The organism is Klebsiella sp. KTE92, assembly GCF_000398905.1.
GTDB classification, from domain to species: Bacteria; Pseudomonadota; Gammaproteobacteria; order Enterobacterales; family Enterobacteriaceae; genus Klebsiella; species Klebsiella variicola.
On sequence record NZ_KB976100.1, the window covers coordinates 4,886,073 to 4,909,985 of the forward strand.

19 protein-coding genes are annotated in these 23,913 nt (G+C 58.2%); 13 read left to right on the top strand and 6 right to left on the bottom strand.

What is annotated here, in order from left to right:
* Nucleotides 1-91 precede the first annotated feature (91 nt).
* The 5 genes from A1WC_RS02580 (at nt 92) to pckA (ending at nt 6,248) form a co-directional block, all read left to right on the top strand.
* Nucleotides 92-2,221: an intracellular growth attenuator family protein gene (locus tag A1WC_RS02580; protein WP_016161902.1), complete on the top strand. Its 2,130-nt coding sequence runs from the start codon at nt 92-94 to the stop codon at nt 2,219-2,221.
* Between the two features lie 60 nt (nt 2,222-2,281).
* Nucleotides 2,282-2,965 carry a GMP/IMP nucleotidase gene (gene yrfG / locus A1WC_RS02575; protein WP_004181456.1) on the top strand — a complete coding sequence of 228 codons (684 nt, stop codon included), beginning with the start codon at nt 2,282-2,284 and terminating at the stop codon, nt 2,963-2,965.
* Nucleotides 2,962-3,363 carry a ribosome-associated heat shock protein Hsp15 gene (gene hslR / locus A1WC_RS02570; protein WP_008807008.1) on the top strand — a complete coding sequence of 134 codons (402 nt, stop codon included), beginning with the start codon at nt 2,962-2,964 and terminating at the stop codon, nt 3,361-3,363. Before yrfG ends, hslR begins: the two co-directional genes overlap by 4 nt.
* 18 nt (nt 3,364-3,381) lie before the next feature.
* A complete protein-coding gene (gene hslO, locus A1WC_RS02565; RefSeq protein WP_008807007.1) occupies nt 3,382-4,266 on the top strand; it encodes an Hsp33 family molecular chaperone HslO in 885 nt (294 codons plus the stop codon).
* Nucleotides 4,267-4,625: 359 nt separating this feature from the next.
* Nucleotides 4,626-6,248, top strand: a complete 1,623-nt coding sequence (pckA, locus tag A1WC_RS02560) for a phosphoenolpyruvate carboxykinase (ATP) (RefSeq protein WP_016161903.1) — start codon at nt 4,626-4,628, stop codon at nt 6,246-6,248.
* A gap of 77 nt (nt 6,249-6,325) precedes the next feature.
* Here pckA and envZ read toward each other — a convergent pair whose 3' ends face one another.
* Together envZ and ompR are read right to left on the bottom strand one after the other, a co-directional pair.
* Nucleotides 6,326-7,681, bottom strand: a complete 1,356-nt coding sequence (gene envZ / locus A1WC_RS02555) for a two-component system sensor histidine kinase EnvZ (RefSeq protein ID WP_008807005.1) — start codon at nt 7,679-7,681, stop codon at nt 6,326-6,328.
* Nucleotides 7,678-8,397 carry a two-component system response regulator OmpR gene (gene ompR / locus A1WC_RS02550; RefSeq protein ID WP_001157751.1) on the bottom strand — a complete coding sequence of 240 codons (720 nt, stop codon included), beginning with the start codon at nt 8,395-8,397 and terminating at the stop codon, nt 7,678-7,680. The genes envZ and ompR overlap by 4 nt, the downstream gene beginning before the upstream one ends.
* 227 nt (nt 8,398-8,624) lie before the next feature.
* On the opposite strand from ompR, the gene greB reads away from it, so the two are divergent.
* The 5 genes from greB (at nt 8,625) to feoC (ending at nt 14,773) form a co-directional block, all read left to right on the top strand.
* Nucleotides 8,625-9,098: a transcription elongation factor GreB gene (gene greB / locus A1WC_RS02545; RefSeq protein ID WP_008807004.1), complete on the top strand. Its 474-nt coding sequence runs from the start codon at nt 8,625-8,627 to the stop codon at nt 9,096-9,098.
* 100 nt (nt 9,099-9,198) lie between these two features.
* Entirely contained in the window at nt 9,199-11,529 is a 2,331-nt protein-coding gene (locus A1WC_RS02540) for a Tex family protein (protein WP_012967135.1), read from the top strand.
* A 420-nt stretch (nt 11,530-11,949) separates the two neighbouring features.
* A complete protein-coding gene (gene feoA / locus A1WC_RS26795) occupies nt 11,950-12,177 on the top strand; it encodes a ferrous iron transporter A (RefSeq protein WP_016161904.1) in 228 nt (75 codons plus the stop codon).
* A 28-nt stretch (nt 12,178-12,205) separates the two neighbouring features.
* On the top strand, nt 12,206-14,524 hold the full coding sequence (gene feoB, locus A1WC_RS02535) for a Fe(2+) transporter permease subunit FeoB (RefSeq protein ID WP_008807002.1): 2,319 nt from the start codon (nt 12,206-12,208) through the stop codon (nt 14,522-14,524).
* Nucleotides 14,525-14,533: 9 nt separating this feature from the next.
* A complete protein-coding gene (gene feoC / locus A1WC_RS02530) occupies nt 14,534-14,773 on the top strand; it encodes a [Fe-S]-dependent transcriptional repressor FeoC (protein WP_004202151.1) in 240 nt (79 codons plus the stop codon).
* 86 nt (nt 14,774-14,859) lie between these two features.
* Here the strand turns inward: feoC and A1WC_RS02525 are convergent, their stop codons facing one another.
* Complete coding sequence (locus A1WC_RS02525; protein ID WP_002920510.1) at nt 14,860-15,129, bottom strand: YdgH/BhsA/McbA-like domain containing protein; 270 nt, start codon at nt 15,127-15,129, stop codon at nt 14,860-14,862.
* 120 nt (nt 15,130-15,249) lie between these two features.
* A complete protein-coding gene (gene bioH, locus A1WC_RS02520; protein ID WP_016161905.1) occupies nt 15,250-16,023 on the bottom strand; it encodes a pimeloyl-ACP methyl ester esterase BioH in 774 nt (257 codons plus the stop codon).
* A 39-nt stretch (nt 16,024-16,062) separates the two neighbouring features.
* Here bioH and gntX point away from each other — a divergent pair, with 39 nt between their 5' ends.
* The 3 genes from gntX to gntT all read left to right on the top strand — a co-directional run bounded on the left by gntX (nt 16,063) and on the right by gntT (nt 19,024).
* Nucleotides 16,063-16,737 carry a DNA utilization protein GntX gene (gene gntX, locus A1WC_RS02515; RefSeq protein ID WP_016161906.1) on the top strand — a complete coding sequence of 225 codons (675 nt, stop codon included), beginning with the start codon at nt 16,063-16,065 and terminating at the stop codon, nt 16,735-16,737.
* A 58-nt stretch (nt 16,738-16,795) separates the two neighbouring features.
* A complete protein-coding gene (gene nfuA, locus A1WC_RS02510) occupies nt 16,796-17,371 on the top strand; it encodes a Fe-S biogenesis protein NfuA (RefSeq protein WP_002920540.1) in 576 nt (191 codons plus the stop codon).
* Nucleotides 17,372-17,707: 336 nt separating this feature from the next.
* Nucleotides 17,708-19,024, top strand: coding sequence for a gluconate transporter (gene gntT / locus A1WC_RS02505; RefSeq protein WP_008806999.1), 1,317 nt, complete (start codon nt 17,708-17,710; stop codon nt 19,022-19,024).
* Between the two features lie 98 nt (nt 19,025-19,122).
* Here gntT and malQ read toward each other — a convergent pair whose 3' ends face one another.
* Both malQ and malP read right to left on the bottom strand, forming a co-directional pair.
* Nucleotides 19,123-21,219, bottom strand: a complete 2,097-nt coding sequence (malQ, locus tag A1WC_RS02500) for a 4-alpha-glucanotransferase (protein WP_016161907.1) — start codon at nt 21,217-21,219, stop codon at nt 19,123-19,125.
* Nucleotides 21,220-21,229: 10 nt separating this feature from the next.
* Entirely contained in the window at nt 21,230-23,620 is a 2,391-nt protein-coding gene (malP, locus tag A1WC_RS02495; RefSeq protein WP_016161908.1) for a maltodextrin phosphorylase, read from the bottom strand.
* Nucleotides 23,621-23,913: the final 293 nt, after the last annotated feature.

Genomic DNA, 23,913 nt, shown 5'->3' on the forward strand with positions numbered 1-23,913 from the left:
TAACCAGGTGCGCCACTAACACTGCAGCTTGACGTTAGTCTTCACGTTCACCGACGATATCGTAAGAAAAAATAACTATGATGGGATGGGCATGGGCACCTTTCTGATTTTCCTTACAGCTCTGCTAATCTGCGTATTGCTCATCGGATGGTGGTATCGCGCTCACGCCAGACGCCGACGCCTTCCTCTACTGCACGCCTTTAGCGACGCCACTACGCGGCCGCTTCCTGCCGATGAGCGTCAGGCTATCGAAAAGTATCTTGCGGAGCTCAGTCGCACCCTGCAGGTCCCGGCGTCCGGCGCAACGACCGCACCCGTCGCTTTGGCGCTGAATGAACAGAGTGATACGGTCTACGCGGTGACGCGAGCCATCACTCGCTACGGGATCACTACCGACGCGCCGAATAAATGGCGCTACTTTCTCGATTCGGTGGAAGTCCATCTGCCGCCGTTCTGGGAACAGCATATCAACGACGAAAACAGCGTTGAGCTGATCCCCACCGACAGCCTGCCGCTGGTTATCACCCTTAACGGACATAGCCTGAGCGACTATCGTCAGGAGGCGCAAAGCTACGCCCTGGAACGCGCATCGGCCACCCAGGCCTCCATTCGCGGCGAAGAGAGCGAACAGGTAGAGCTACGGCAGATCCGTCGGGAAAGTCGGGAAGAACACGCCCTCAACCGGCCGGATGGGCTGCGCGAAGCGATCCTGATCGTCGCCTCCTTTCTGTTCTTTTATTTCAGCCTGATTGGGCCAGCCGTTTTTACCCCCTGGCTGGTGGCCGCGGGGGTACTGCTTCTCGCCGCTGGCGTGGGGGGGATCTATGCCCCGCCGCGCCGCGCCGCGTTGCGCGAAATTCACTGCCTGCGGGGCGTTCCCAAACGCTGGGGTCTGTTTGGCGAAAACGATCAGGAACATATCAATAACATCTCGCTGGGTATTATCGATCTCATCTATCCGCGCCACTGGCAGCCATGGATCGCCCAGGACCTGGGACAGCAGACCGATATTGATATCTATCTCAACCGTCACGTGGCCCGCCAGGGACGCTACCTGTCGCTCCATGATGAAGTGAAAAACTTCCCGCTACAGTACTGGCTGCGCAGCGCGATTATCGCCGCCGGCGCGCTGGTAGTGGTGATCATGCTGTGGGTCAGCGTACCGCTAAATATGCCGTTTAAGTTCACCCTGTCGTGGTTGAAGGGCGCCCAGACGATTGAAGCGACTACCGTCGACCAGCTGGCAAAAGCCCATGTGCGCATTGGCGATACGCTGCGCCTGACAGGCACCGGGATGTGTAATATCCGTACGCCGGGTAGCTGGTCGGCCAAAGAGGATTCGCCGTTCCTGCCTTTCGATTGTTCACAGATTGTATGGAACGACGCCCCTCCTCTGCCGCTGCCGGAGTCTGATATTGTCAGCAAAGCGACCGCCCTGATGCAGTCCGTCCAGCGCCAGCTGCACCCGGAAACCGACGATGACTCCCGCGTCAGCCCGGCGCTGCGCTCCGCGATTCAGAAATCAGGCATGGTGCTGCTGGATGATTTCGGCGATATCGTCCTGAAAACCAACGATCTCTGCTCGGCAAAGGATGACTGCCTGCGCCTGAAAAACGCGCTGGTCAATCTCGGGAATACCCGTAACTGGGAGGCATTAACCAAGCGCGCCACCGCCGGAAAACTGGACGGCGTGAACGTGCTGCTGCGCCCGGTCAGCGCGGAGTCGCTGGAGAATCTGGTGACCACTTCCACCGCCCCCTTTGTAATGCGTGAAACTTCGCGAGCCGCGCAGGCGCTAAACAGCCCGGCGCCCGGCGGTTTCTTGATCGCCAGCGATGAAGGCAGCGTGCTGGTCAATCAGCCGTGGCCGGCGGTGAGCCTGTATGATTATCCGGCACATGAGCAGTGGAGCGAGCTGCGGCGACTGGCCGGTATGCTCATGCATACCCCTTTCCACGCCGAAGGGATCGTCACCAATCTGTTTACCGACGCCAACGGCACCCAGCATATCAATCTGCACCGCATCCCCGACCGCAGCGGACTGTGGCGCTATCTGGGCATTACGCTGCTGCTGTTGTCGATGCTGGGATGCATGGCTTACCACGGCGTACAGGCGCTGCGTCGTTATCAACGCCATCGCCAGCGTATGGAAGAGATTCAGAAATATTACGAAAGCTGCCTGAACCCGGTACTGCTCCCCGCGTCTGACCCGCAAGATTAATTTTCCCGGCGACAGGGTATGATACCCTGTCGCCCATTTTCTGCTCGCTGGAGAGTCATCATGCATTTTGATATCGCCTGGCAGGAGGTTGATACCGTTCTGCTGGATATGGACGGCACGCTCCTGGACCTCGCTTTTGACAACTATTTCTGGCAAACGCTGGTGCCTGAAACCTGGGGAGCCGCCCGCGGCCTCAATCTGCAGGAGGCGAAAGACGCCATGCGCCAGGAGTATCACGCCGTGCAGCATACGCTAAACTGGTACTGTCTGGATTACTGGAGCGAGCGCCTGGGTTTGGATATTTGTGCGATGACCAGCGAACAGGGTCCGCGCGCCACGCTGCGCGAGGATACGGTGCCGTTCCTTGATGCGCTCAAGGCCTGCGGTAAGCGACGCATTCTGTTGACCAATGCCCATCCCCACAATCTGGCGGTGAAGCTCAAACACACCGGCCTGGATGCGCACCTTGATTTATTACTTTCCACCCACACATTTGGTTATCCGAAAGAGGATCAGCGCCTGTGGCGCGCCGTGGCGGAGGAGACTGGCCTTGAGGCCCATAAAACGCTGTTTGTCGACGACAGCGAGGCGATTCTGGATGCCGCGAGGGAATTTGGCATTCGTTACTGCCTGGGCATTACCAATCCCGACTCCGGGCTGGCGGAAAAGCAGTATCTGCGCCACCCAGGGCTGAATGATTACCGGCGACTGATCCCTTCGCTTACCCCGAAGGAGAGGCGATGAAAGAGAAGCCCAGCGAAACCGTCAGACTAGACAAATGGCTTTGGGCCGCCCGCTTTTACAAGACCCGCGCGCTGGCGCGGGAGATGATTGAAGGCGGCAAGGTGCATTACAACGGACAACGCAGCAAACCCGGGAAAATTGTCGAGCTGGACGCCATGCTGACGCTGCGCCAGGGCAATGACGAGCGTACGGTACGGATCGTCGGTATTACCGAACAGCGCCGCCCGGCAAGTGAAGCCGTCGCCCTGTATGAAGAGACAGCGGAAAGTATCGAGAAGCGTGAAAAAGTGGCCCTGGCGCGCAAAATGAACGCCCTGACCATGCCGCACCCTGACAGACGTCCGGACAAGAAAGAGCGCCGCGACCTGATGAGATTTAAACACGGCGAGAGTGAGTAACTCGCGCCAGAAAGAGAGATGATTATGACTCAACACGATCAATTACATCGTTATCTGTTTGAAAACTATGCCGTACGCGGCGAGCTGGTGACGGTGTCGGAAACCCTGGAACAGATTCTGGCGAATCACACCTATCCACAGCCGGTGAAAACGGTGCTGGCGGAGCTGCTGGTCGCCACCAGCCTGCTGACCGCGACGCTGAAGTTTGCTGGTGATATTACCGTTCAGCTGCAGGGCGATGGCCCTTTACAGCTGGCGGTGATCAACGGCAATAACCAGCAGCAGTTGCGCGGCGTCGCGCGCGTGCAGGGCGATATTGCGGACGATGCGGATCTGAAAACGATGGTCGGCAACGGCTATCTGGTCATTACCATCTCCCCGAAAGAGGGTGAACGTTATCAGGGTGTGGTCGGTCTGGAAGGCGATACGCTGGCCGCCTGCCTGGAAGATTACTTCCAGCGTTCAGAGCAGCTGCCGACGCGCCTCATCATTCGCACCGGGGAACATGAAGGTCAGCCGATGGCCGGTGGGATGCTGCTGCAGGTGATGCCGGCGCAGGATACCCAGACGACCGACTTCGAGCACCTGGCGACGCTCACCGAGACCATCAAGGCGGAAGAGCTGTTCACCCTGCCGGCGAACGATGTGCTGTGGCGCCTGTACCATGAGGAAGAGGTCACGGTCTACGAGCCGCAGAGCGTCGAGTTCAAATGTACGTGTTCTCGTGAACGCTGCGCTGGCGCGCTGAAGACCCTGCCGGATGAAGAGATAGATAGCATCCTCGCCGATGAAGGCGAGATTGATATGCACTGCGACTACTGCGGTAACCACTATATCTTCAATGCCATGGATATTGCCGAGATCCGTAATAACGCCTCTCCGGCCGACCCACAGGTCCATTAATCCCCGCGTCTTCCACAGGTACAGGGTGGCGATGTTGTTCGTCGCCTTGTGCCTGACTTTTATTTATTCACGAGTTGAATCGATTTTCCCTGAAAGAGTTACGTAATTTTATTCCAGGAAAGCGATTACATTCACAATTCAGTAGTTTTTTTAATTACTTTTTAACCATTAATAAACATCTACCCCCAACATCCGTCCATTTCCTGAGATAATCCACTTCACTTCGTGACAGGAGTCACCGTTTTTTTCGTCATTCTGAGGAATGTCGAGATACGTAAATCTATGAGCCTGGTCGCGGTCAATACCCGGTAAGAAACCCTACAATTTACAGCAGTACATCTTGGCTAAGGAGCAGTGACATGCGCGTTAATCATGGTTTAACCCCGCAGGATCTCAAGGCTTATGGTATCAATGACGTTCAGGATATCGTCCACAACCCCAGCTACGATATGTTGTTTCAGGAAGAGCTCGACCCCAGCCTGGAAGGTTACGAACGTGGCGTATTAACCAGTCTGGGTGCTATCGCCGTCGACACGGGCATTTTTACCGGTCGTTCTCCGAAAGATAAGTATCTCGTTCGCGACGACACCACCCGCGATACCGTCTGGTGGTCCGATAAAGGCAAAGGTAAAAACGACAACAAGCCGCTTTCACAGGAAACCTGGCAGCATCTGAAAGGGCTGGTGACCCAGCAGTTGTCCGGTAAACGGCTGTTTATCGTCGACGCCTTCTGCGGCGCCAACGCCGATACCCGTCTCAGCGTGCGCTTTATTACCGAAGTGGCCTGGCAGGCGCACTTCGTTAAAAACATGTTCATCCGCCCGAGCGATGAAGAGCTGGCGGACTTCGAGCCCGACTTCATCGTGATGAACGGCGCGAAGTGCACCAATCCGCAGTGGAAAGAGCAAGGTCTGAACTCAGAAAACTTCATCGCCTTCAACCTCACCGAACGCATCCAGCTGATCGGCGGCACCTGGTATGGTGGCGAAATGAAGAAAGGGATGTTCTCGATCATGAACTACCTGCTGCCGCTGAAGGGCATCGCCTCCATGCACTGCTCAGCCAACGTCGGCGAAAAAGGCGATGTCGCTATTTTCTTCGGCCTCTCAGGCACCGGCAAAACCACCCTCTCCACCGATCCAAAACGCCGCCTGATTGGCGATGATGAACATGGCTGGGATGACGACGGCGTGTTTAACTTCGAAGGGGGCTGCTACGCCAAGACCATCAAGCTCTCTGAAGCGGCCGAGCCGGATATCTATCACGCCATTCGCCGCAATGCTCTGCTGGAAAACGTGGTGGTGCGCGCCGATGGCACGATCGATTTCGATGACGGTTCGAAGACTGAAAACACCCGCGTCTCCTACCCCATCGACCATATCGACAACATTGTTAAACCGGTTTCCAAAGCGGGTCACGCCACCAAAGTGATCTTCCTGACGGCCGATGCGTTCGGCGTCCTGCCGCCGGTCTCCCGCCTGACCGCCGATCAGACCCAGTACCATTTCCTGTCCGGGTTTACCGCCAAACTGGCCGGCACCGAACGCGGCGTGACCGAGCCCACGCCAACCTTCTCCGCCTGCTTTGGCGCCGCCTTCCTGTCGCTGCATCCGACACAGTACGCCGAAGTGCTGGTTAAACGTATGCAGGCGGCCGGCGCGCAGGCTTATCTGGTCAATACCGGCTGGAACGGCACCGGCAAGCGTATCTCGATTAAAGATACCCGCGCCATCATCGACGCCATCCTCAATGGCTCGCTGGACAACGCGGAGACCTTTACCCTGCCGATGTTTAACCTGCAGATCCCAACGGCGCTCCCGGGTGTGGATACCCAGATCCTCGATCCGCGCAGCACCTATGGTTCCCCGGAGCAGTGGCAGGAAAAAGCCGATCAGCTGGCGAAGCTGTTTATCGAGAACTTTGAGAAGTATACCGATACGCCAGCGGGCGCCGCGCTGGTGGCGGCAGGGCCGCAGCGCTAACGGGCGTAGAGGTGAAAAAGCCGGGCTTGCCCGGCTTTTTGTTGTGCAACGTCCTGATTAGCCAACCTCGGCCGCACTCAGCTCTCTTTGGTGGGTTTCATCGGCGCCAGCATCCGGTGCACCGGCAGCCAGGCGCGGATCAGTAATCCGCCGCGTTCGCTGGAGCCAATCTCCAGTCGGCCGTTGTGATTGTCGATAATACGCTGAACAATCGCCAGCCCCAGCCCGGTGCCGCTGGTACTGCGGGCGCTATCGCCGCGTACAAACGGCTGGAACAGATGTTCGCGCTGCTCAGGTTTGATCCCCGGCCCGTCATCTTCCACCTGGAACCAGGCCCGACTCGCTTCGCTGCCGCTGCTGACCTTGATCCAGCCATTGCCGTAGCGGGCCGCATTCACCACCATATTCGCCAGCGCACGCTTGATAGACAGGGGATGCATGCGTACCGGGATTTCACCGGCCTGCAGGGCAGTGGCGATCTCACGTTCATAGCCGCTCTCTGCGGCGATCACTTCCCCCAGCACCGCATTGAGGTCCGCCAGCTCCATCGGCATCTCCTGCCCGGTGCGCAGATAATCGATAAACTGCTCGATGATGGCGTTGCACTCTTCGATATCTTTGTTAATCGACTCCGCGAGATACCCGTCCTGCTCGCCCATCATCTCGGTGGCCAGACGAATGCGCGTCAGCGGAGTACGTAAATCGTGGCTGACCCCGGCCATCAGCAACGTACGGTCGTCAGCCAGCTGCTTCACGCCCGCGGCCATATGGTTAAAGGCGCGGGTCACCGAACGCACCTCAGAGGCGCCGTACTCTCGCAGCGGCGGCGGGATAATACCGCGCCCGACCTGCAGCGCCGCGTGTTCGAGATCTACCAGCGGACGGTTCTGAATACGGATAAACAGCCAGGCGCCGCCTATCGCCAACAGCATGATCGCCAGGGTATAGCGGAACAGCGGCGAGAAGTCGCCCTGATGGATCTCGGTCAGCGGTACCCGCACCCAGATATTGGGCGACAGCCAGGTCTTCAGCCACACCACGGGGGAGCTTTTATTGACCTCCACCCGCACCTCAGTGGGGCCGCCGAGCTGATGCGCCATCTGCTGGCTTAAGAATTCATAATGCTGCGCCCAGCGCAGCCCTGCGTCTTCCGCCGCTTCATTGGAATAGAGCGAAATCCCCAGCTCACGATAAATTTCACGACGAAACGCCGGGGGCACCACCAGCTGGGTGCCATCCTCCAGTTGCAGTTTGTCGGTCATCAGCATACGGACTTCGTAGGCCAATACTTTATTAAACTGCTGGAGACTCGGCAGGATCGCGAAATTCAGTACCACCAGATAGGTCGTCACCAGGCTGACGAACAGCAAGGTGACGATCAGGAGCAGCGTGCGAGCAAAGGAGCTGCGCGGCGAAAAGCGCACGCGTTTCATGCCTTAGAGCCGTCCGGGACGAAGACGTAGCCCAGACCCCAGACGGTCTGGATATAGCGCGGATGCGCCGGATCCTCTTCCACCATGCGGCGCAGGCGGGAGATCTGAACGTCGATGGAGCGCTCCATCGCAGAATATTCGCGCCCGCGGGCGAGGTTCATCAGCTTATCGCGCGACAGCGGTTCGCGAGGATGACTCACCAGCGCCTTCAGGACCGCAAATTCGCCGCTGGTCAACGGCATCGGCTCGTCTTCACGGAACATCTCGCGGGTGCCCAGGTTCAGTTTGAATTTACCAAAGGCGATAACCGCCTCTTCCTGCGATGGCGCGCCCGGCAGTTCATTCGCCTGACGACGCAGCACCGCCCGAATACGGGCCAGCAGTTCACGCGGGTTAAACGGCTTCGGAATGTAGTCGTCAGCCCCGATTTCCAGGCCAACGATCCGGTCAACCTCTTCACCTTTCGCCGTCACCATAATGATCGGCATCGGGTTGCTCTGACTGCGCAGACGACGGCAAATCGAGAGACCATCTTCCCCAGGCAGCATCAGATCCAGCACCATCAGGTGGAAGGATTCACGGGTTAACAGACGATCCATCTGTTCGGCGTTCGCCACGCTACGAACCTGGAAGCCCTGCTCGGTCAGATAACGTTCGAGCAGCGCACGCAGGCGCATGTCGTCATCCACAACCAGAATCTTATAATTCTCTTGCATTGTTTGTACTCCCAAAGGTTCACTGCAATAGTCAGTGCGTATTCTCAAAAAAGCCCGGCGCGCTCACCAGCTAAATCTGGTATATATTCCAGGCTAAATTGTTACAAAGCATATTTAACAGCAGGTTAAGTATACATTTAATCATAAGACACAGTATTTATCCTGTCGGTATTATTACGCGCTACAAATTGTGCGCAACGACAGACTGTCAGAAGGTTGAACTCACGATGAAAACGCCGCTGATCACCCGCGAGGGATATGAAAAACTGAAGCAGGAAATGGACTACCTGTGGCGCCAGGAGCGCCCGGAAGTGACCAAAAAGGTCACCTGGGCCGCCAGCCTTGGCGACCGCAGCGAGAACGCGGACTACCAGTACAACAAAAAGCGCCTGCGGGAGATCGATCGCCGGGTCCGCTATCTGACCAAATGTCTGGAACAGTTAAAGATCGTCGATTATTCCCCGCAGCAGGAAGGCAAAGTCTTCTTTGGCGCCTGGGTAGAGATCGAAAACGACGAGGGCGATACCAAACGCTTTCGCATCGTCGGCTACGATGAGATTTTTGGCCGCAAAGACTACATCTCCATCGACTCACCGATGGCGCGCGCCTTATTGAAAAAAGAGGTCGGCGATCTGGCTATCGTTAACACGCCGGCGGGCGAAGCCAGCTGGTATGTCAACGAGATCGAATACGTAAAATAGACAAGAACTTTCCGAGAGACACCGGGCGCGACTGGCATTTTCAGCCGTCAGTCCGTATAACTAGTCCCTGATTTTTGACCCTAAAGATGAATTAAAAGCCATGATGAATGATTCGCTCTGCCGCATTATTGCGGGTGAACTTCAGGCCAGAGCCGAACAGGTAGAAGCTGCCGTTCGCCTGCTTGATGAAGGGAACACCGTGCCGTTTATTGCACGTTATCGTAAAGAAGTCACCGGCGGTCTGGATGACACGCAGCTGCGTAATCTGGAAACCCGCCTTGGCTATCTGCGCGAACTGGAAGACCGTCGTCAGGCGATCCTCAAATCCATCGCTGAACAGGGCAAACTGACCGACGCGCTGGAAAAAGCCATCACCTCCACGCTGAGCAAAACCGAACTGGAAGACCTCTACCTGCCGTACAAGCCGAAGCGCCGTACCCGCGGGCAGATCGCCATCGAAGCCGGGCTGGAGCCGCTGGCTGACCTGCTGTGGAACGAACCGGCCCACGATCCGGAAGCGGAAGCCGCAAAATATATTAACGCTGACAACGGCATCGCCGACAGCAAAGCGGCCCTGGACGGCGCGCGCTATATTCTGATGGAGCGGTTTGCCGAAGACGCCGCGCTGCTGGCGAAGGTCCGCGACTATCTGTGGAAAAACGCCCACCTGGTCTCCACCGTCGTCAGCGGCAAAGAAGAGGAAGGCGCCAAATTCCGCGACTACTTCGATCACCATGAACCGATCGCCACCGTGCCGTCGCATCGCGCGCTGGCGATGTTCCGCGGTCGCAACGAAGGCGTGCTGCAGCTCTCTTTAAACGCCGATCCGCAGTTTGACGAGCCGCCGAAAGAGAGCCACGGCGAGCAAATTATTATCGACCACCTTGGCCTGCGCCTGAATAACGCCCCGGCGGACAGCTGGCGTAAAGGTGTCGTCAGCTGGACCTGGCGTATCAAAGTGCTGATGCACCTCGAAACCGAGCTGATGGGCACCGTGCGCGAGCGCGCGGAGGACGAAGCCATCAACGTCTTCGCCCGTAACCTGCACGACCTCCTGATGGCCGCGCCCGCCGGGTTGCGCGCCACCATGGGACTCGATCCGGGTCTGCGCACCGGGGTGAAAGTGGCCGTCGTCGACGCCACCGGTAAACTGGTCGCCACCGATACCATCTATCCCCATACCGGCCAGGCCGCCAAAGCGGCCGTCGTCGTCGCCGCGCTGTGTGAAAAGTACAATGTTGAGCTGGTGGCCATCGGCAATGGTACCGCCTCGCGTGAAACCGAGCGTTTCTTCCTCGACGTGCAGAAGCAGTTCCCGAAAGTCACCGCCCAGAAGGTGATCGTCAGCGAAGCCGGGGCTTCCGTTTACTCCGCCTCCGAGCTGGCGGCCCAGGAGTTCCCGGACCTCGACGTGTCGCTGCGCGGCGCGGTCTCCATCGCCCGCCGTCTGCAGGATCCCCTGGCCGAGCTGGTGAAAATCGACCCGAAATCGATTGGCGTCGGCCAGTATCAGCACGATGTCAGCCAGACCCAGCTGGCGCGTAAGCTGGACGCGGTGGTGGAAGACTGCGTGAACGCCGTCGGCGTTGACCTGAATACCGCCTCCGTTCCGCTGCTGACCCGCGTCGCCGGCCTGACCCGCATGATGGCGCAGAACATCGTTGCCTGGCGCGACGAGAACGGCCAGTTCCAGAATCGCCAGCAGTTGCTGAAGGTCAGCCGTCTGGGGCCGAAAGCCTTTGAACAGTGCGCCGGCTTCCTGCGTATCAACCACGGCGACAACCCGCTGGATGCCTCCACCGTGCACCCGGAAGCCTATCCGGTGGTCGAGCGCATTCTGGCCGCCACCCAACAGGCGCTGAAAGATCTGATGGGCAACAGCAGCGAACTGCGTCATCTGAAGGCCGTGGATTTCACCGATGAGAAGTTCGGCGTTCCGACCGTCACCGACATTATCAAAGAGCTGGAAAAACCGGGCCGCGATCCGCGTCCGGAGTTTAAGACGGCGAAGTTCGCCGACGGCGTAGAGACCATGAACGATCTGCTGCCGGGGATGATCCTGGAAGGCGCCGTCACCAACGTCACCAATTTCGGCGCGTTTGTCGATATCGGCGTCCATCAGGATGGACTGGTACACATTTCGTCGCTTTCTGACCGGTTTGTTGAAGATCCGCACACCGTGGTGAAAGCGGGCGACATCGTGAAGGTCAAAGTCATGGAAGTCGATCTGCCGCGTAAACGTATCGCCCTGACCATGCGTCTCGACGAGCAGCCAGGCGACAGCAACGCCCGCCGCGGCGGCGGTCAGGATCGCCCCCAGGGTAACCGCCCGGCCGCGAAGGCCGCCAAACCCCGCGGTCGCGAGGCACAGCCTGCCGGTAACAGCGCAATGATGGATGCCCTCGCTGCGGCGATGGGTAAAAAACGCTAATCTCTCCCTGCCCCTTTTCAGGGGCAGTTTTCATTTTTCATCCCCTGGCGATACGGCCGCCATTACGCGCAAAACGGGTTCAGTCATTTCTGATAACCTGCATTAATTCCGTTAAGGAAAGGTCGCGAAATTATTATTTTCATTTCGTTAACTTAAGAAACCTTAATTAAACATTAGATCGCCGAAATAATATTTTGCGCCTATTTGATCACCGACTGGATTTTGCGGCATATCAATAAAAAGGTGATTTTCGCTATAAAAATAGCGCGAAGCGCATCATATGTATTGATGATAAAAACCATTCTCATTATCATCACTTTCAGAACGTTTTTTCCTTTTTCGTTGGCTACGGTCCCCGGCGCAGCTGCCTCCAGGCGTCCGGAAAATTCTTCTTCGGTTAGCGATAGACAAGTAGGCCCTATGCAATTCACACCTGATAGTGCGTGGAAAATTACCGGATTCTCCCGCGATATTAGCCCAGCATACCGTCAGAAATTACTCTCCCTCGGCATGCTGCCCGGTTCCTCTTTTCATGTGGTTCGCGTAGCGCCGCTCGGCGATCCTGTTCATATTGAAACCCGACGCGTCAGTCTGGTATTACGCAAAATAGATCTCGCCTTAATCGAACTGGAAGCGGTTGCACAATAACGGCTGGCCCGGCACAAGAGTCTGAAATATGAAAAAATTAACCGTTGGTTTAATTGGTAATCCTAATTCTGGCAAGACCACCTTATTTAATCAGCTGACCGGCGCCCGCCAGCGCGTAGGCAACTGGGCCGGGGTCACCGTTGAGCGTAAAGAGGGCGTTTTCGCCACCACTGACCATCAGGTCACGCTGGTCGACCTGCCGGGGACCTACTCCCTGACCACCATCTCTTCGCAGACCTCGCTGGACGAGCAGATTGCCTGCCACTACATCCTGAGCGGCGATGCCGACATGCTGATTAACGTGGTTGATGCCTCCAACCTTGAGCGAAACCTCTATCTGACGCTGCAGCTGCTCGAGCTGGGGATCCCTTGCGTCGTCGCGCTGAACATGCTGGATATCGCCGAAAAGCAGCAGGTGCGTATCGATATCGACGCCCTCGCCGCCCGTCTCGGCTGCCCGGTCATTCCGCTGGTCTCGACCCGCGGACGCGGGATCGAAGCGCTGAAGATTGCCCTCGACCGTCATCAGGCGAACAGCGATATTGAGCTGGTCCACTATCCGCAGCCGCTGCTGCGCGAAGCTGACCTGCTGGCGCAGCAGATGTCAGCGCAGATCCCGACCCGGCAGCGGCGTTGGCTGGGTCTGCAGATGCTGGAGGGCGATATCTACAGCCGGGCCTATGCCGGCGACGCCGCCGATAAACTGGATATTGCTCTGGCGAATCTCAGCGACGAGATCGACGACCCGGCGCTGCATATCGCTGACGCGCGCTATCAGACCATCGCCGCCATTTGCGACGCCGTCAGCAATACCCTGACCGCCGAGCCGAGCCGCTTCACCGCGGCGATGGACAAAGTGATCCTGAACCGCTTCCTCGGGTTGCCGATTTTTCTCTTTGTCATGTACCTGATGTTCCTGCTGGCGATAAACATCGGCGGCGCGCTGCAGCCGATTTTTGATGCCGGCTCGGTCGCGGTCTTTATTCACGGTATTCAATGGCTGGGCTACACCCTGCACTTCCCGGACTGGCTGACCGTGTTCCTCGCCCAGGGGATCGGCGGCGGTATCAACACCGTGCTACCGCTGGTGCCGCAGATCGGCATGATGTATCTGTTCCTCTCCTTCCTCGAGGACTCCGGCTACATGGCGCGCGCCGCCTTTGTCATGGACCGCCTGATGCAAGCCCTCGGCCTGCCGGGGAAATCCTTTGTCCCGTTGATTGTCGGTTTCGGCTGCAACGTGCCGTCGGTGATGGGCGCCCGTACCCTTGACGCGCCGCGCGAGCGTCTGATGACCATTATGATGGCGCCGTTTATGTCCTGCGGCGCGCGGCTGGCGATCTTCGCCGTCTTCGCAGCCGCGTTCTTTGGTCAGAACGGTGCGCTGGCGGTCTTCTCGCTCTACGTGCTGGGCATTGTGATGGCCATTCTCACCGGCCTGATGCTGAAGCACACCATTATGCGTGGCGAAGCCTCGCCGTTCGTGATGGAGCTGCCGGTGTACCACGTCCCGCACATCAAGAGCCTGATTATCCAGACCTGGCAGCGCCTGAAAGGCTTTGTGCTGCGCGCCGGGAAGGTGATCGTCATTGTCAGCATCTTCCTCAGCGCGCTGAACAGCTTCTCGCTGAGCGGTAAGGTCGTCGACAACATCAACGACTCCGCGCTGGCCTCGGTGAGCCGGGTCATTACGCCGGTGTTTAAACCGATCGGCGTGCATGAAGATAACTGGCAGGCCACCGTCGGCCTGTTTACCGGCGCGATGGCGAAGGAGGTGGTGGTCGGTACGCTGAACACCCTCTATACCGCCGAAGATATCCAGAATGAGGAGTTCAATCCGCAGACCTTCAGCCTCGGCGAAGAACTGCTGGCCGCCGTCGACGAGACATGGCAGGGACTGAAAGACACCTTCAGCCTCAGCGTCCTGGCCAACCCCATCGAAGCCAGCAAAGGCGATGGCGAGATGGCCACCGGCGCCATGGGCGTGATGGGCAGTAAATTTGGCAGCGCGGCGGCGGCATACAGCTACCTGATCTTCGTTCTGCTCTATATCCCCTGCATCTCGGTGATGGGCGCCATCGCCCGCGAATCGAGCCGCGGCTGGATGACCTTCTCCATCCTGTGGGGGCTGAATATCGCCTATTCGCTCTCGACGCTTTATTACCAGACCGTCAGCTTTAGCGACCATCCGCGCTACAGCCTGGTGTGTATCCTGGCGGTGGTGTTGTTCAACGTGGTGCTCTTCGGCCTGCTGCGCCGGGCGCGCAGCCGGGTGGACGTCTCGCTGCTGGCCACCCGAAAAACGCCGGCCTCCTGCTGTTCCAGCCCGGCTGGCGATTGCCACTAAGGAGGGTCTGTGGCGTCGTTAATGGAAGTCCGCGATATGCTGGCCCTGCAGGGCCGTATGGAGGCGAAACAGCTCAGTGCCCGCCTGCGGACGCCTCAGCCGCTGATTGACGCGATGCTGGAACGGATGGAAGCCATGGGTAAGGTGGTACGGATCAGCGAAACGAGCGAGGGCTGTCTCTCAGGCAGCTGTAAAAGCTGTCCTGAAGGGAAAGCGGCGTGCCAGCAGGAGTGGTGGGCGCTGCGATGAAAGGAGTCAGGCCTGGTCGTGCAACGGGTAAAACGAGTAAGAAAGCAGTGAAAAACGGGCCAACAGGCCCGTTTTTTATGACTGGATTATTTATAAACGTCAGCGTTAGCGTGTACGGTTTTTTCGTTTTTCTGCCCGGCAATCACCACAAAGTATTTCCCACCCAGCTCATCGGCTTTTTTAGACAGATCGCGTCGGGCGTCCATCGGTGACGTCGTCCTGGAGGTCGTGATGCTGCCGACCTTGGTCAAATTCATCTTCGCCACGTCTTCTTTTTGGATCTCTTTCGCGGCAAATGCGCCAAAAGACAGGGTGCCAATCACCAGAGATGCAACCATTCCTGTAACAAGTTTCATAGCCTCTACTCTCCATAAGGTTGTTATTGTAGGTCACGGTGGCGGAATGAAATAATCAACCACCGTAACAACCTAAGTATTGCTAGGAATGGCCCATTTACCATGGCGCGGCAAAAAAAATTACCCCAGCCGCTTTTTCAACGCCAGCAGCGGCTCGCAGAAGGCCGCGGGATGGGAAACAAACGGCGCATGCGCCGCCTTATCGAAGAGGATTGACTCGCTTTCCGGCCACAGCTCATCCAGCAGCGGGACAATCTTGCGCGGCACCAGTCCGTCCAGCCGGCCATACAGCCGCAGAAACGGTATCGGCAACCCAACCAGCGCCTGGCGCAGATCGACGGTTCTGAGGATCTCCAGTCCGCCGTTCAGCGCCTCGGCAGAAGGCATCGGCAGCGAGAGCACCGCCTGCTTTAACGCCCGCGCATCCTGACGCGCGCTCTCTGTGCCCATGGTTTGCAGGGCGAGGAATCGCTCGACGGTGCGCTGGAAATCGTCGCTCAGCTGCTGCTGAAACCCGGCCAGCACCTCGGGCTTGATGCCGGGCCAGTCGTCACGGGCCGCGAAACAGGGGGAAGAGGCAACCGTCACCAGCGCCTGCACGCGTTCCGGGTGCATCATCGCCACCTGGCTTGCCACCAGCCCGCCCAGGCTCCAGCCCAGCCACACCGCCTGAGGAGGAGCCTGCTCCAGCACCCGCTGCGCCATCGCCTCGAGCGACATCGCCCCATACCCGCCGCTGCGGCCATAGCCAGGCAGATCCACCAGGTGCAGGGTAAAATGCGAAGCCAGCTGCGGCGTGATGCAATCCCATACCTGAGCGTTCAATCCCCAGCCGTGCAGCAGCACAAGATGACAATCCCCTTCGCCGATTGTTTGCCACCAGATGTCGTTCATCCGTTACCGTTCTCTTTTTTACTGGACAGAAGGCCAAATATGCTAACAGCACACAGCTTATGCTGGCTATGCCAAATGCCGCTGGCGCTCGCCCACTGGGGGTTCTGCTCTCGTTGCAGCCGCGCCCTGCTCGCCAGCCCCCCGCTCTGCCCACAGTGTGGCCTGCCGGCGGCGACATCCCATCACCCCTGCGGCCGCTGCCTGCAAAAGCCGCCTCCCTGGCATCGGCTGGTGGCGGTCAACGGCTATCGCCCGCCGCTGAGCGGTCTGGTCCAGCAGTTGAAGTTTCACCATCGTCCGGAGCTGGGGCCCGCCCTGGCGCGTCTGCTGCAGCTGCGCCTTAAGCAGCGGCACGATTTGCCGCCGGTGGACGGTATGGTCGGCGTACCGCTGTGGCGCCGTCGTCGCTGGCGCCGGGGTTATAATCAGTGTGACGAACTGTGCCGACCGTTAGCCCGCTGGCGAGGTTGCGTCTGGCATCGGGAAGGCCTGACGCGCCAGCGAGCCGGCGCCGTCCAACATTCGCTCAATGCCCGCCAGCGCAGGCAGAACCTGAAAAATGCCTTTCAGCTTGAATTTGCCGTGGAGGGACTCCATATCGCTATCGTGGATGATGTCGTCACGACCGGCAGCACCGTCGCCGAGATATCCCGCCTGCTTTTGCGAAACGGCGCCGCGACGGTTCAGGTATGGTGTTTGTGCCGTACCTTGTAGACCCCCGCTGATGGGCGTATTATAACCCAGTAAAATAGTCAACTATTAGGCCAACGCTATGATCCGTATTTCCGATGCTGCACAAGCGCACTTTGCCAAACTGCTGGCAAATCAGGAAGAAGGGACGCAAATTCGCGTATTTGTGATTAATCCCGGCACCCCAAACGCTGAGTGCGGCGTATCTTACTGCCCACCGGATGCGGTGGAAGACACCGACACGGCGCTGAAATTTGAACAGCTGACCGCCTATGTCGATGAGCTCAGCGCGCCCTATCTGGAAGACGCTGAAATTGATTTCGTCACCGACCAGCTTGGCTCGCAGCTGACGCTGAAAGCGCCGAACGCCAAGATGCGCAAAGTCTCTGACGATGCCCCGCTGATGGAGCGCGTCGAGTACCTGCTGCAGTCGCAGATTAACCCGCAGCTGGCGGGCCACGGCGGCCGCGTGTCGCTGATGGAGATCACCGACGACGGTCTGGCTATTCTGCAGTTCGGCGGCGGATGCAACGGCTGTTCGATGGTTGACGTGACCCTGAAAGAAGGCATTGAAAAGCAGCTGCTGAACGAGTTTCCGGAGCTGAAAGGGGTTCGCGATCTGACCGAGCATCAGCGCGGCGAGCACTCCTACTACTAAGCCCTTCCTCCGGCGGCACCCTGCCGCCGGTCCTCCCTGGCCCTTTCTGTGTTACCGCGCAACATCTCCCGCTAAATGACCGGCAAAAACCGGGGAAAGAGTATGACTTAAGTCTCATATTTAACATTTTCCCCCGTCAGGTGATTCTCAACCCTCACATGTTACCCGTATCATCCACTTCAGGCACCACCGGCAAAAAAATAGCCAGCTATCCTTTCTCTGGGTAAGGATAATGCAAGTATTTACGGTGCCAGACTATTTTGCTCCCACATGGGGCAGATGTCTTACAGGTTGAATCTTTGACGTTACCCATAACAAATTAAGGCCAGGTAAATCATGCCATTAATCATCGTTGCTATCGGGGTTGCCCTGTTATTGCTGTTAATGATCCGTTTCAAAATGAACGGCTTCATTGCGCTGGTTCTGGTGGCGCTCGCCGTCGGATTAATGCAGGGTATGCCGCTGGATAAAGTGATCGTCTCTATCAAGAACGGCGTTGGCGGCACCCTTGGCAGCCTCGCGCTGATCATGGGCTTCGGCGCTATGCTCGGTAAACTGCTGGCAGACTGCGGCGGCGCCCAGCGTATCGCCACTACCCTTATCAATAAGTTCGGTAAGAAGCATATTCAGTGGGCCGTGGTCCTGACCGGCTTCACCGTCGGCTTCGCGCTGTTCTATGAAGTAGGCTTCGTGCTGATGCTGCCGCTGGTATTTACCATCGCCGCCTCGGCCCGCATCCCGCTGCTGTACGTCGGTGTCCCGATGGCCGCCGCGCTCTCTGTCACCCACGGCTTCCTGCCGCCGCATCCGGGTCCGACCGCGATTGCCACCATCTTCCATGCCGATATGGGCAAAACGCTGCTCTACGGCACCATTCTGGCTATCCCGACGGTTATCCTGGCAGGGCCGGTGTTTGCGCGCTTCCTGAAAGGCATTGATAAGCCGATCCCGGAAGGCCTGCATAACCCGAAAGTATTCACTGAAGAAGAGATGCCTGGCTTTGGCGTCAGCGTCTGGACCTCGCTGGTACCGGTGATCCTGATGGCGATGCGCGCCGTGGCCGAGATGATCCTGCCGAAGGGCCACGCCTTCCTGCCGATTGCTGAGTTCTTCGGCGACCCGGTGATGGCCACCCTGATTGCGGTACTGATCGCCCTGTTCACCTTCGGTTTGAACCGCGGCCGCTCCATGGAGCAGATCAACGATACCCTGACTTCTTCTATTAAAATCATCGCCATGATGCTGTTGATCATCGGCGGTGGCGGCGCCTTCAAGCAGGTGCTGGTGGATAGCGGCATGGATAAATACATCGCCTCTATCATGCACGAATCGAACATGTCTCCGCTGTTTATGGCGTGGTCAATCGCCGCAGTGCTGCGTATCGCGCTGGGTTCGGCGACCGTTGCCGCCATCACCGCAGGCGGGATTGCCGCGCCGCTGATCGCCACCACCGGCGTCAGCCCGGAACTGATGGTTATCGCCGTTGGCTCCGGCAGCGTTATCTTCTCTCACGTCAACGATCCGGGTTTCTGGCTGTTCAAAGAGTACTTTAACCTGACCATCGGCGAGACCATCAGGTCCTGGTCGGTGCTGGAAACCATTATCTCAGTATGCGGTCTGGTAGGCTGTCTGCTGCTGGGGATGGTGGTGTAAGGAGACTCCCGCACAGAAAAAGGGCGGTCCGCATTATGCGGACCGCCCTTTTTTATCGGACATGCTCATCGCCGCGCAGCAAACGACGCGGCGGGAAGTCATCTGGCGGCGGCTTTCTTGCTCGCCGCCTTGCGCCGTTTATCCAGATCCTTAATCAGCTTATTGACCTGTTCATCGGCAAACATCTGCTCCAGGGTGACGGACAGCTTCCGGCGCCAGTTCGGGTACTCAGTGCTGGTGCCCGGAATGTTAACCGGCGACGCCATCTCCAGCCAGTCTTCCGGCTGCAGGCCCAGTAGCGCACTGTTACTGTCGGCAATGTAACGCTGCATCCCCCGGTTGAGGATCCCGGTCATGCTCATCAACGAGGCCTTATGCCCGGCACGTTTGGGCAGACAGCCGTACTTATGCAACGCATCCAGCAGCCCTTGCTTCGCCAGCTCGCGGTCCTGGTACAGTCCGCGCAGCACCACCTCGTCGGGATAGAGCCCCAGCGCTTTACCTAACGTCAGATCGCCGCTTTCCCAGTAGCCGCGGAGGGTGGGCAGGTCGTGCGTTGTCGCCACAGCCATTGATTGCTCCGGGTACAGCGCCGGCGCGCGGAACGTTTTCTCTGCATCACTCTCAAAATAGAGCACCTTATAAGAATAGACGCCGCTATTGCGTAACTTGCTGACAATCTCCACCGGTACCGTGCCCAGATCTTCACCGATCACCATGCAGCGATGACGCTGGCTTTCCAGGGCCAGGAGCGACAGCAGATCGTCGACGGGATACTGAACGTAAGCGCCATGGTCGGCGGTTTCACCATAGGGGATCCACCACAAACGCAGCACCGACATCACGTGATCGATGCGCAGCGCGCCGCAGTTCTGCATATTGGCGCGCAGCAGATCAATAAACGGCTCATAGGCGCGAGCGGCAATAATATGCGGATCCATCGGCGGCAGGCCCCAGTTCTGGCCCAGCGGGCCCAGAATATCCGGCGGCGCGCCCACGGACGCTTTCAGGCAGTACAGCTCACGGTCGCACCAGGTCTCCGACCCGCCTTCGGCGACGCCCACCGCCAGATCGCGGTAGAGGCCAATCGGCATCCCGTCGCGCTGGCTGGTTTCCCAGCAGGCGGCGAACTGGCTCCAGGCCAGCCACTGCAGCCAGAGATAGAAACTGACGTCGTCCTCATGCTCAATGCAGAAGGCTTTCACCTCCGGGCTGTCGATATCCTGAAAGGCCTTCGGCCAGGCCGGCCAGCCCCAGCGCAGCGGGTCCTGTTGTACCTGCCAGGCGTGAAGCGCATCGAAAGCGGCCTGCCAGTAGAGGCTTTCCCCTTCGCGCAGAACAAACTCGCGGAACGCTGTCATCTGCTCATCTTCACGACGAGAGAATCGTTTCCACGCCATACGCAGCGCGGTCATTTTCAGCGTGGTGACCGCGGTATAGTCGACATCATCCGTTTGCCGCGCCGCCTGCAAGGCCTGCTGGGTCGCTGCGGACTGCCACCACGCCTGCGCCTCTTCGCTACGCTGGAAATCTTCAACCGCATTAACGTCGATGTAGATGACGTTCAGCCAGCGACGTGAAGACGGGCTATACGGACTGGCGCTCTCCGGGTTCGCCGGATAGAGAGCATGTATCGGGTTAAGGCCAATAAACGACCCGCCGCGGCGGGCGATTTCCGGCAACATGGCCCGCAGATCGCCAAAATCGCCGATCCCCCAGTTTTTCTCCGAGCGCAGGGTATAAAGCTGCACGCAGGTGCCCCACAGCTTTTTCCCCTCTTTCAGCGGCTGCGGTTCGTAGCAGCGCGCCGGCGCGACAATGGTCCGGCAGTGCCAACGCTCTCCCTCCTGGATGAGCGTCAGGGAGTGGTACCCCTCCGGCAGTTTAGCCGGCAGCGGCAGCGTCTCGCCGCCGCGGGTTTTCCCTTGATACTGCTTACCGTCCTCAGTGGTCAGGATCCACTGATACTCACCGCGTCCTGCCACCGGCAGCGACATTTTTTTGCCGTGGGTGAAAATTTTCACGTTCGGCAGCGGGTTAACCGCCACTTTCGTGGCGGCGGTAGAGCGATGCATCGCATCCAGCAGGCGCTGTTTGGTGACAGCCGCGATAGACTGCGGCTTACCGTGCGCGTTGATATAGCTGGGGCTGATGCCCGCCGCCAGCGCGGCATTATCGAGGCGTTTACTCTCCATAGGCCTTCCTTTAGCGTTTCGCCTGCCAGATACGTTGCTGATAATCGCGGATCGAGCGGTCGGAGCTGAACATGCCGCAGCGCGCGGTGTTGAGGATAGCCGCGCGGGTCCAGGCCTCCTCGTCGCGATACAGCTCATCTACCCGTTTTTGCGCCGCTACGTAGGCTTCGAAATCGGCCAGCACCAGGTACGGATCGCCGCCCTGCAGCAGGCTGTGCAGCATCTGATCGAAGGCATGCTTGTCGCCGTTGCTGTAGGTGCCGTTCTCCAGCTCCTTAAGCACCGCATCGAGCAGCTTGTCTTTTTTACGCCATTTCAGCGGATCGTAGCCTTTCGCTTTCAGGGCTTTCACCTCTTCAACCGTGTGGCCGAAGATAAAGATGTTTTCCTCGCCCACCTGCTCAGCGATTTCCACGTTAGCGCCATCCAGCGTCCCGACGGTCAGCGCGCCGTTCAGCGCCAGCTTCATGTTGCCGGTGCCAGAGGCTTCTTTACCCGCGGTGGAGATCTGCTCGGAGATATCCGCCGCCGGGATCAGTTTTTCCGCTGCCGATACACAATAGTCCGGCAGGAAGACCACCTTCAGCTTATCGCCGACTTTCGGGTCATTGTTGATCGCTTCCGCTACCTTATTGATGGCAAAAATAATGTTTTTCGCCAGATAGTAGCCCGGCGCCGCTTTCGCGCCGAACAGGAAGACGCGCGGCACGCGGTCCGCCTGCGGGTTTTCGCGGATCTCTTTGTACAGCGCAAGAATATGCAGCAGGTTAAGGTGCTGACGCTTGTACTCGTGCAGGCGTTTGATCTGAATATCGAAAATCGCCTGCGGGTTGATCTCAATCCCGGTACGCTGCTTCACAAACTCGGCCAGATGAACTTTGTTGGCCTGCTTGATATCGCGATAGGTCTGACGGAATGCCGCATCGTCAGCGTATTTTTCCAGATTGATCAGCTGGTCGAGGTCATTGGCCCACTCTTTTTTCAGCGTCTCATCCAGCAGCGAGGCCAGCGCCGGGTTGCACTGCTTGATCCAGCGGCGCGGCGTGATGCCGTTGGTCACGTTATGGAATTTGTTCGGCCACAGCTGGTTATATTCCGGGAACAAATCTTTTACCACCAGGTCCGAGTGCAGCGCCGCCACGCCGTTGACAGCAAAGCCGCCCACCACGCACATGTTGGCCATCCGAACCTGCTTGTCATGCACCACCGCCAGCTTCGCCCAGACCTGCTTATCGCCCGGCCAGGTTTTGTCCACCAGCTGTTTAAAGCGGTCGTTGATTTCTTTAATGATCTGCATATGGCGCGGCAGCAGCGCTTTCACCAGCTTCTCATCCCAGCACTCCAGCGCTTCCGGCATCAGGGTGTGGTTGGTGTAAGCAAAGGTTTTACTGGTGATCGCCCAGGCGTCGTCCCAGCTCAGCTGGTGCTCGTCGATCAGCACGCGCAGCAGCTCCGGAATGGCGATGGTCGGGTGCGTATCGTTCAGCTGGATCACTTCGTAATCCGCCAGCTCGGCCAGCTTGCGGCCTGCCAGATGATGACGACGCAGGATATCGGCCACTGAGCAGGCGCACTGGAAGTACTGCTGCATCAGGCGCAGTTTTTTACCGGCCTGATGGTTGTCGTTCGGGTACAGCACCTTGGTCAGTTTTTCCGCGTCGATGCCCTGCTGCTCGGCGCGCAGGAAATCGCCATCGTTGAATTTGGTCAGGTTGAACGGATGAGCGTGTTTGGCCTGCCACAGACGCAGCGGCTGGGCGACGTTGTTGCGATAGCCAAGCACCGGCAGGTCCCAGGCTTCGCCGGTAATGACGAACGCCGGCTGCCATTCGCCGTTTTTGCTGACTTTCCCGCCGATGCCGACCTGGACATCCAGCGCCTCGTTATGGCGGAACCACGGGTAGCTGTTACGCCCCCAGTCGTCCGGGGCTTCCATCTGCTGGCCATCGTCAAAGGACTGGCGGAACAGACCATACTGATAGTTGAGGCCGTAACCGGTCGCCGACTGCCCCACCGTCGCCATGGAGTCGAGGAAGCAGGCTGCCAGACGTCCCAGGCCGCCGTTACCCAGCGCCGGGTCTGTCTCTTCTTCCAGCAGATCGGTGAGGTTGACGTCGTAGCCTTTCAGTGCGTCGCTGACGCCCTCGTACCAGCCCAGGTTGAGCAGGTTGTTGCCGGTCAGGCGACCAATCAGAAACTCCATCGAGATGTAGTTAACGTGACGCTGTCCTTGCGCCGGTTTCGCTACCGGCTGCGCCGCCAGAAGTTCCGCCAGCGCTCCGCTGACCGCGCGCCACCATTGACGCTGTGTCATCTCGGAAGCGGACTGTAAACCAAAATGCTGCCACTGACGCGTCAGTGCAGCCTGAAACTGAGCTTTGTTAAATGAAGTCTGTGACATAATGAGATCCGGGTCCTTTACTAAAACGATGGCGCTAGTGTGCCGACCTCCCGATTCATCGTCCTCATCCCGACGGGGATTAGACAGGGAGGAGTGGCGGGGATGAGCGAAAAGTGTGATCCTGGACACTATAGTGTGGGTGAGAAGGCAAAAATATGCTGTAAAAATCACCGCGATATGACAATCGAGAGGTTACGTCCGCAGGGAAAAAATTTGTTACAGGCCAATACGCGCTAAAAATCTTTCCGCCTCTCGCCAGGTTATTAAAAAAATAAATAGAGAGCTCTGGAGAA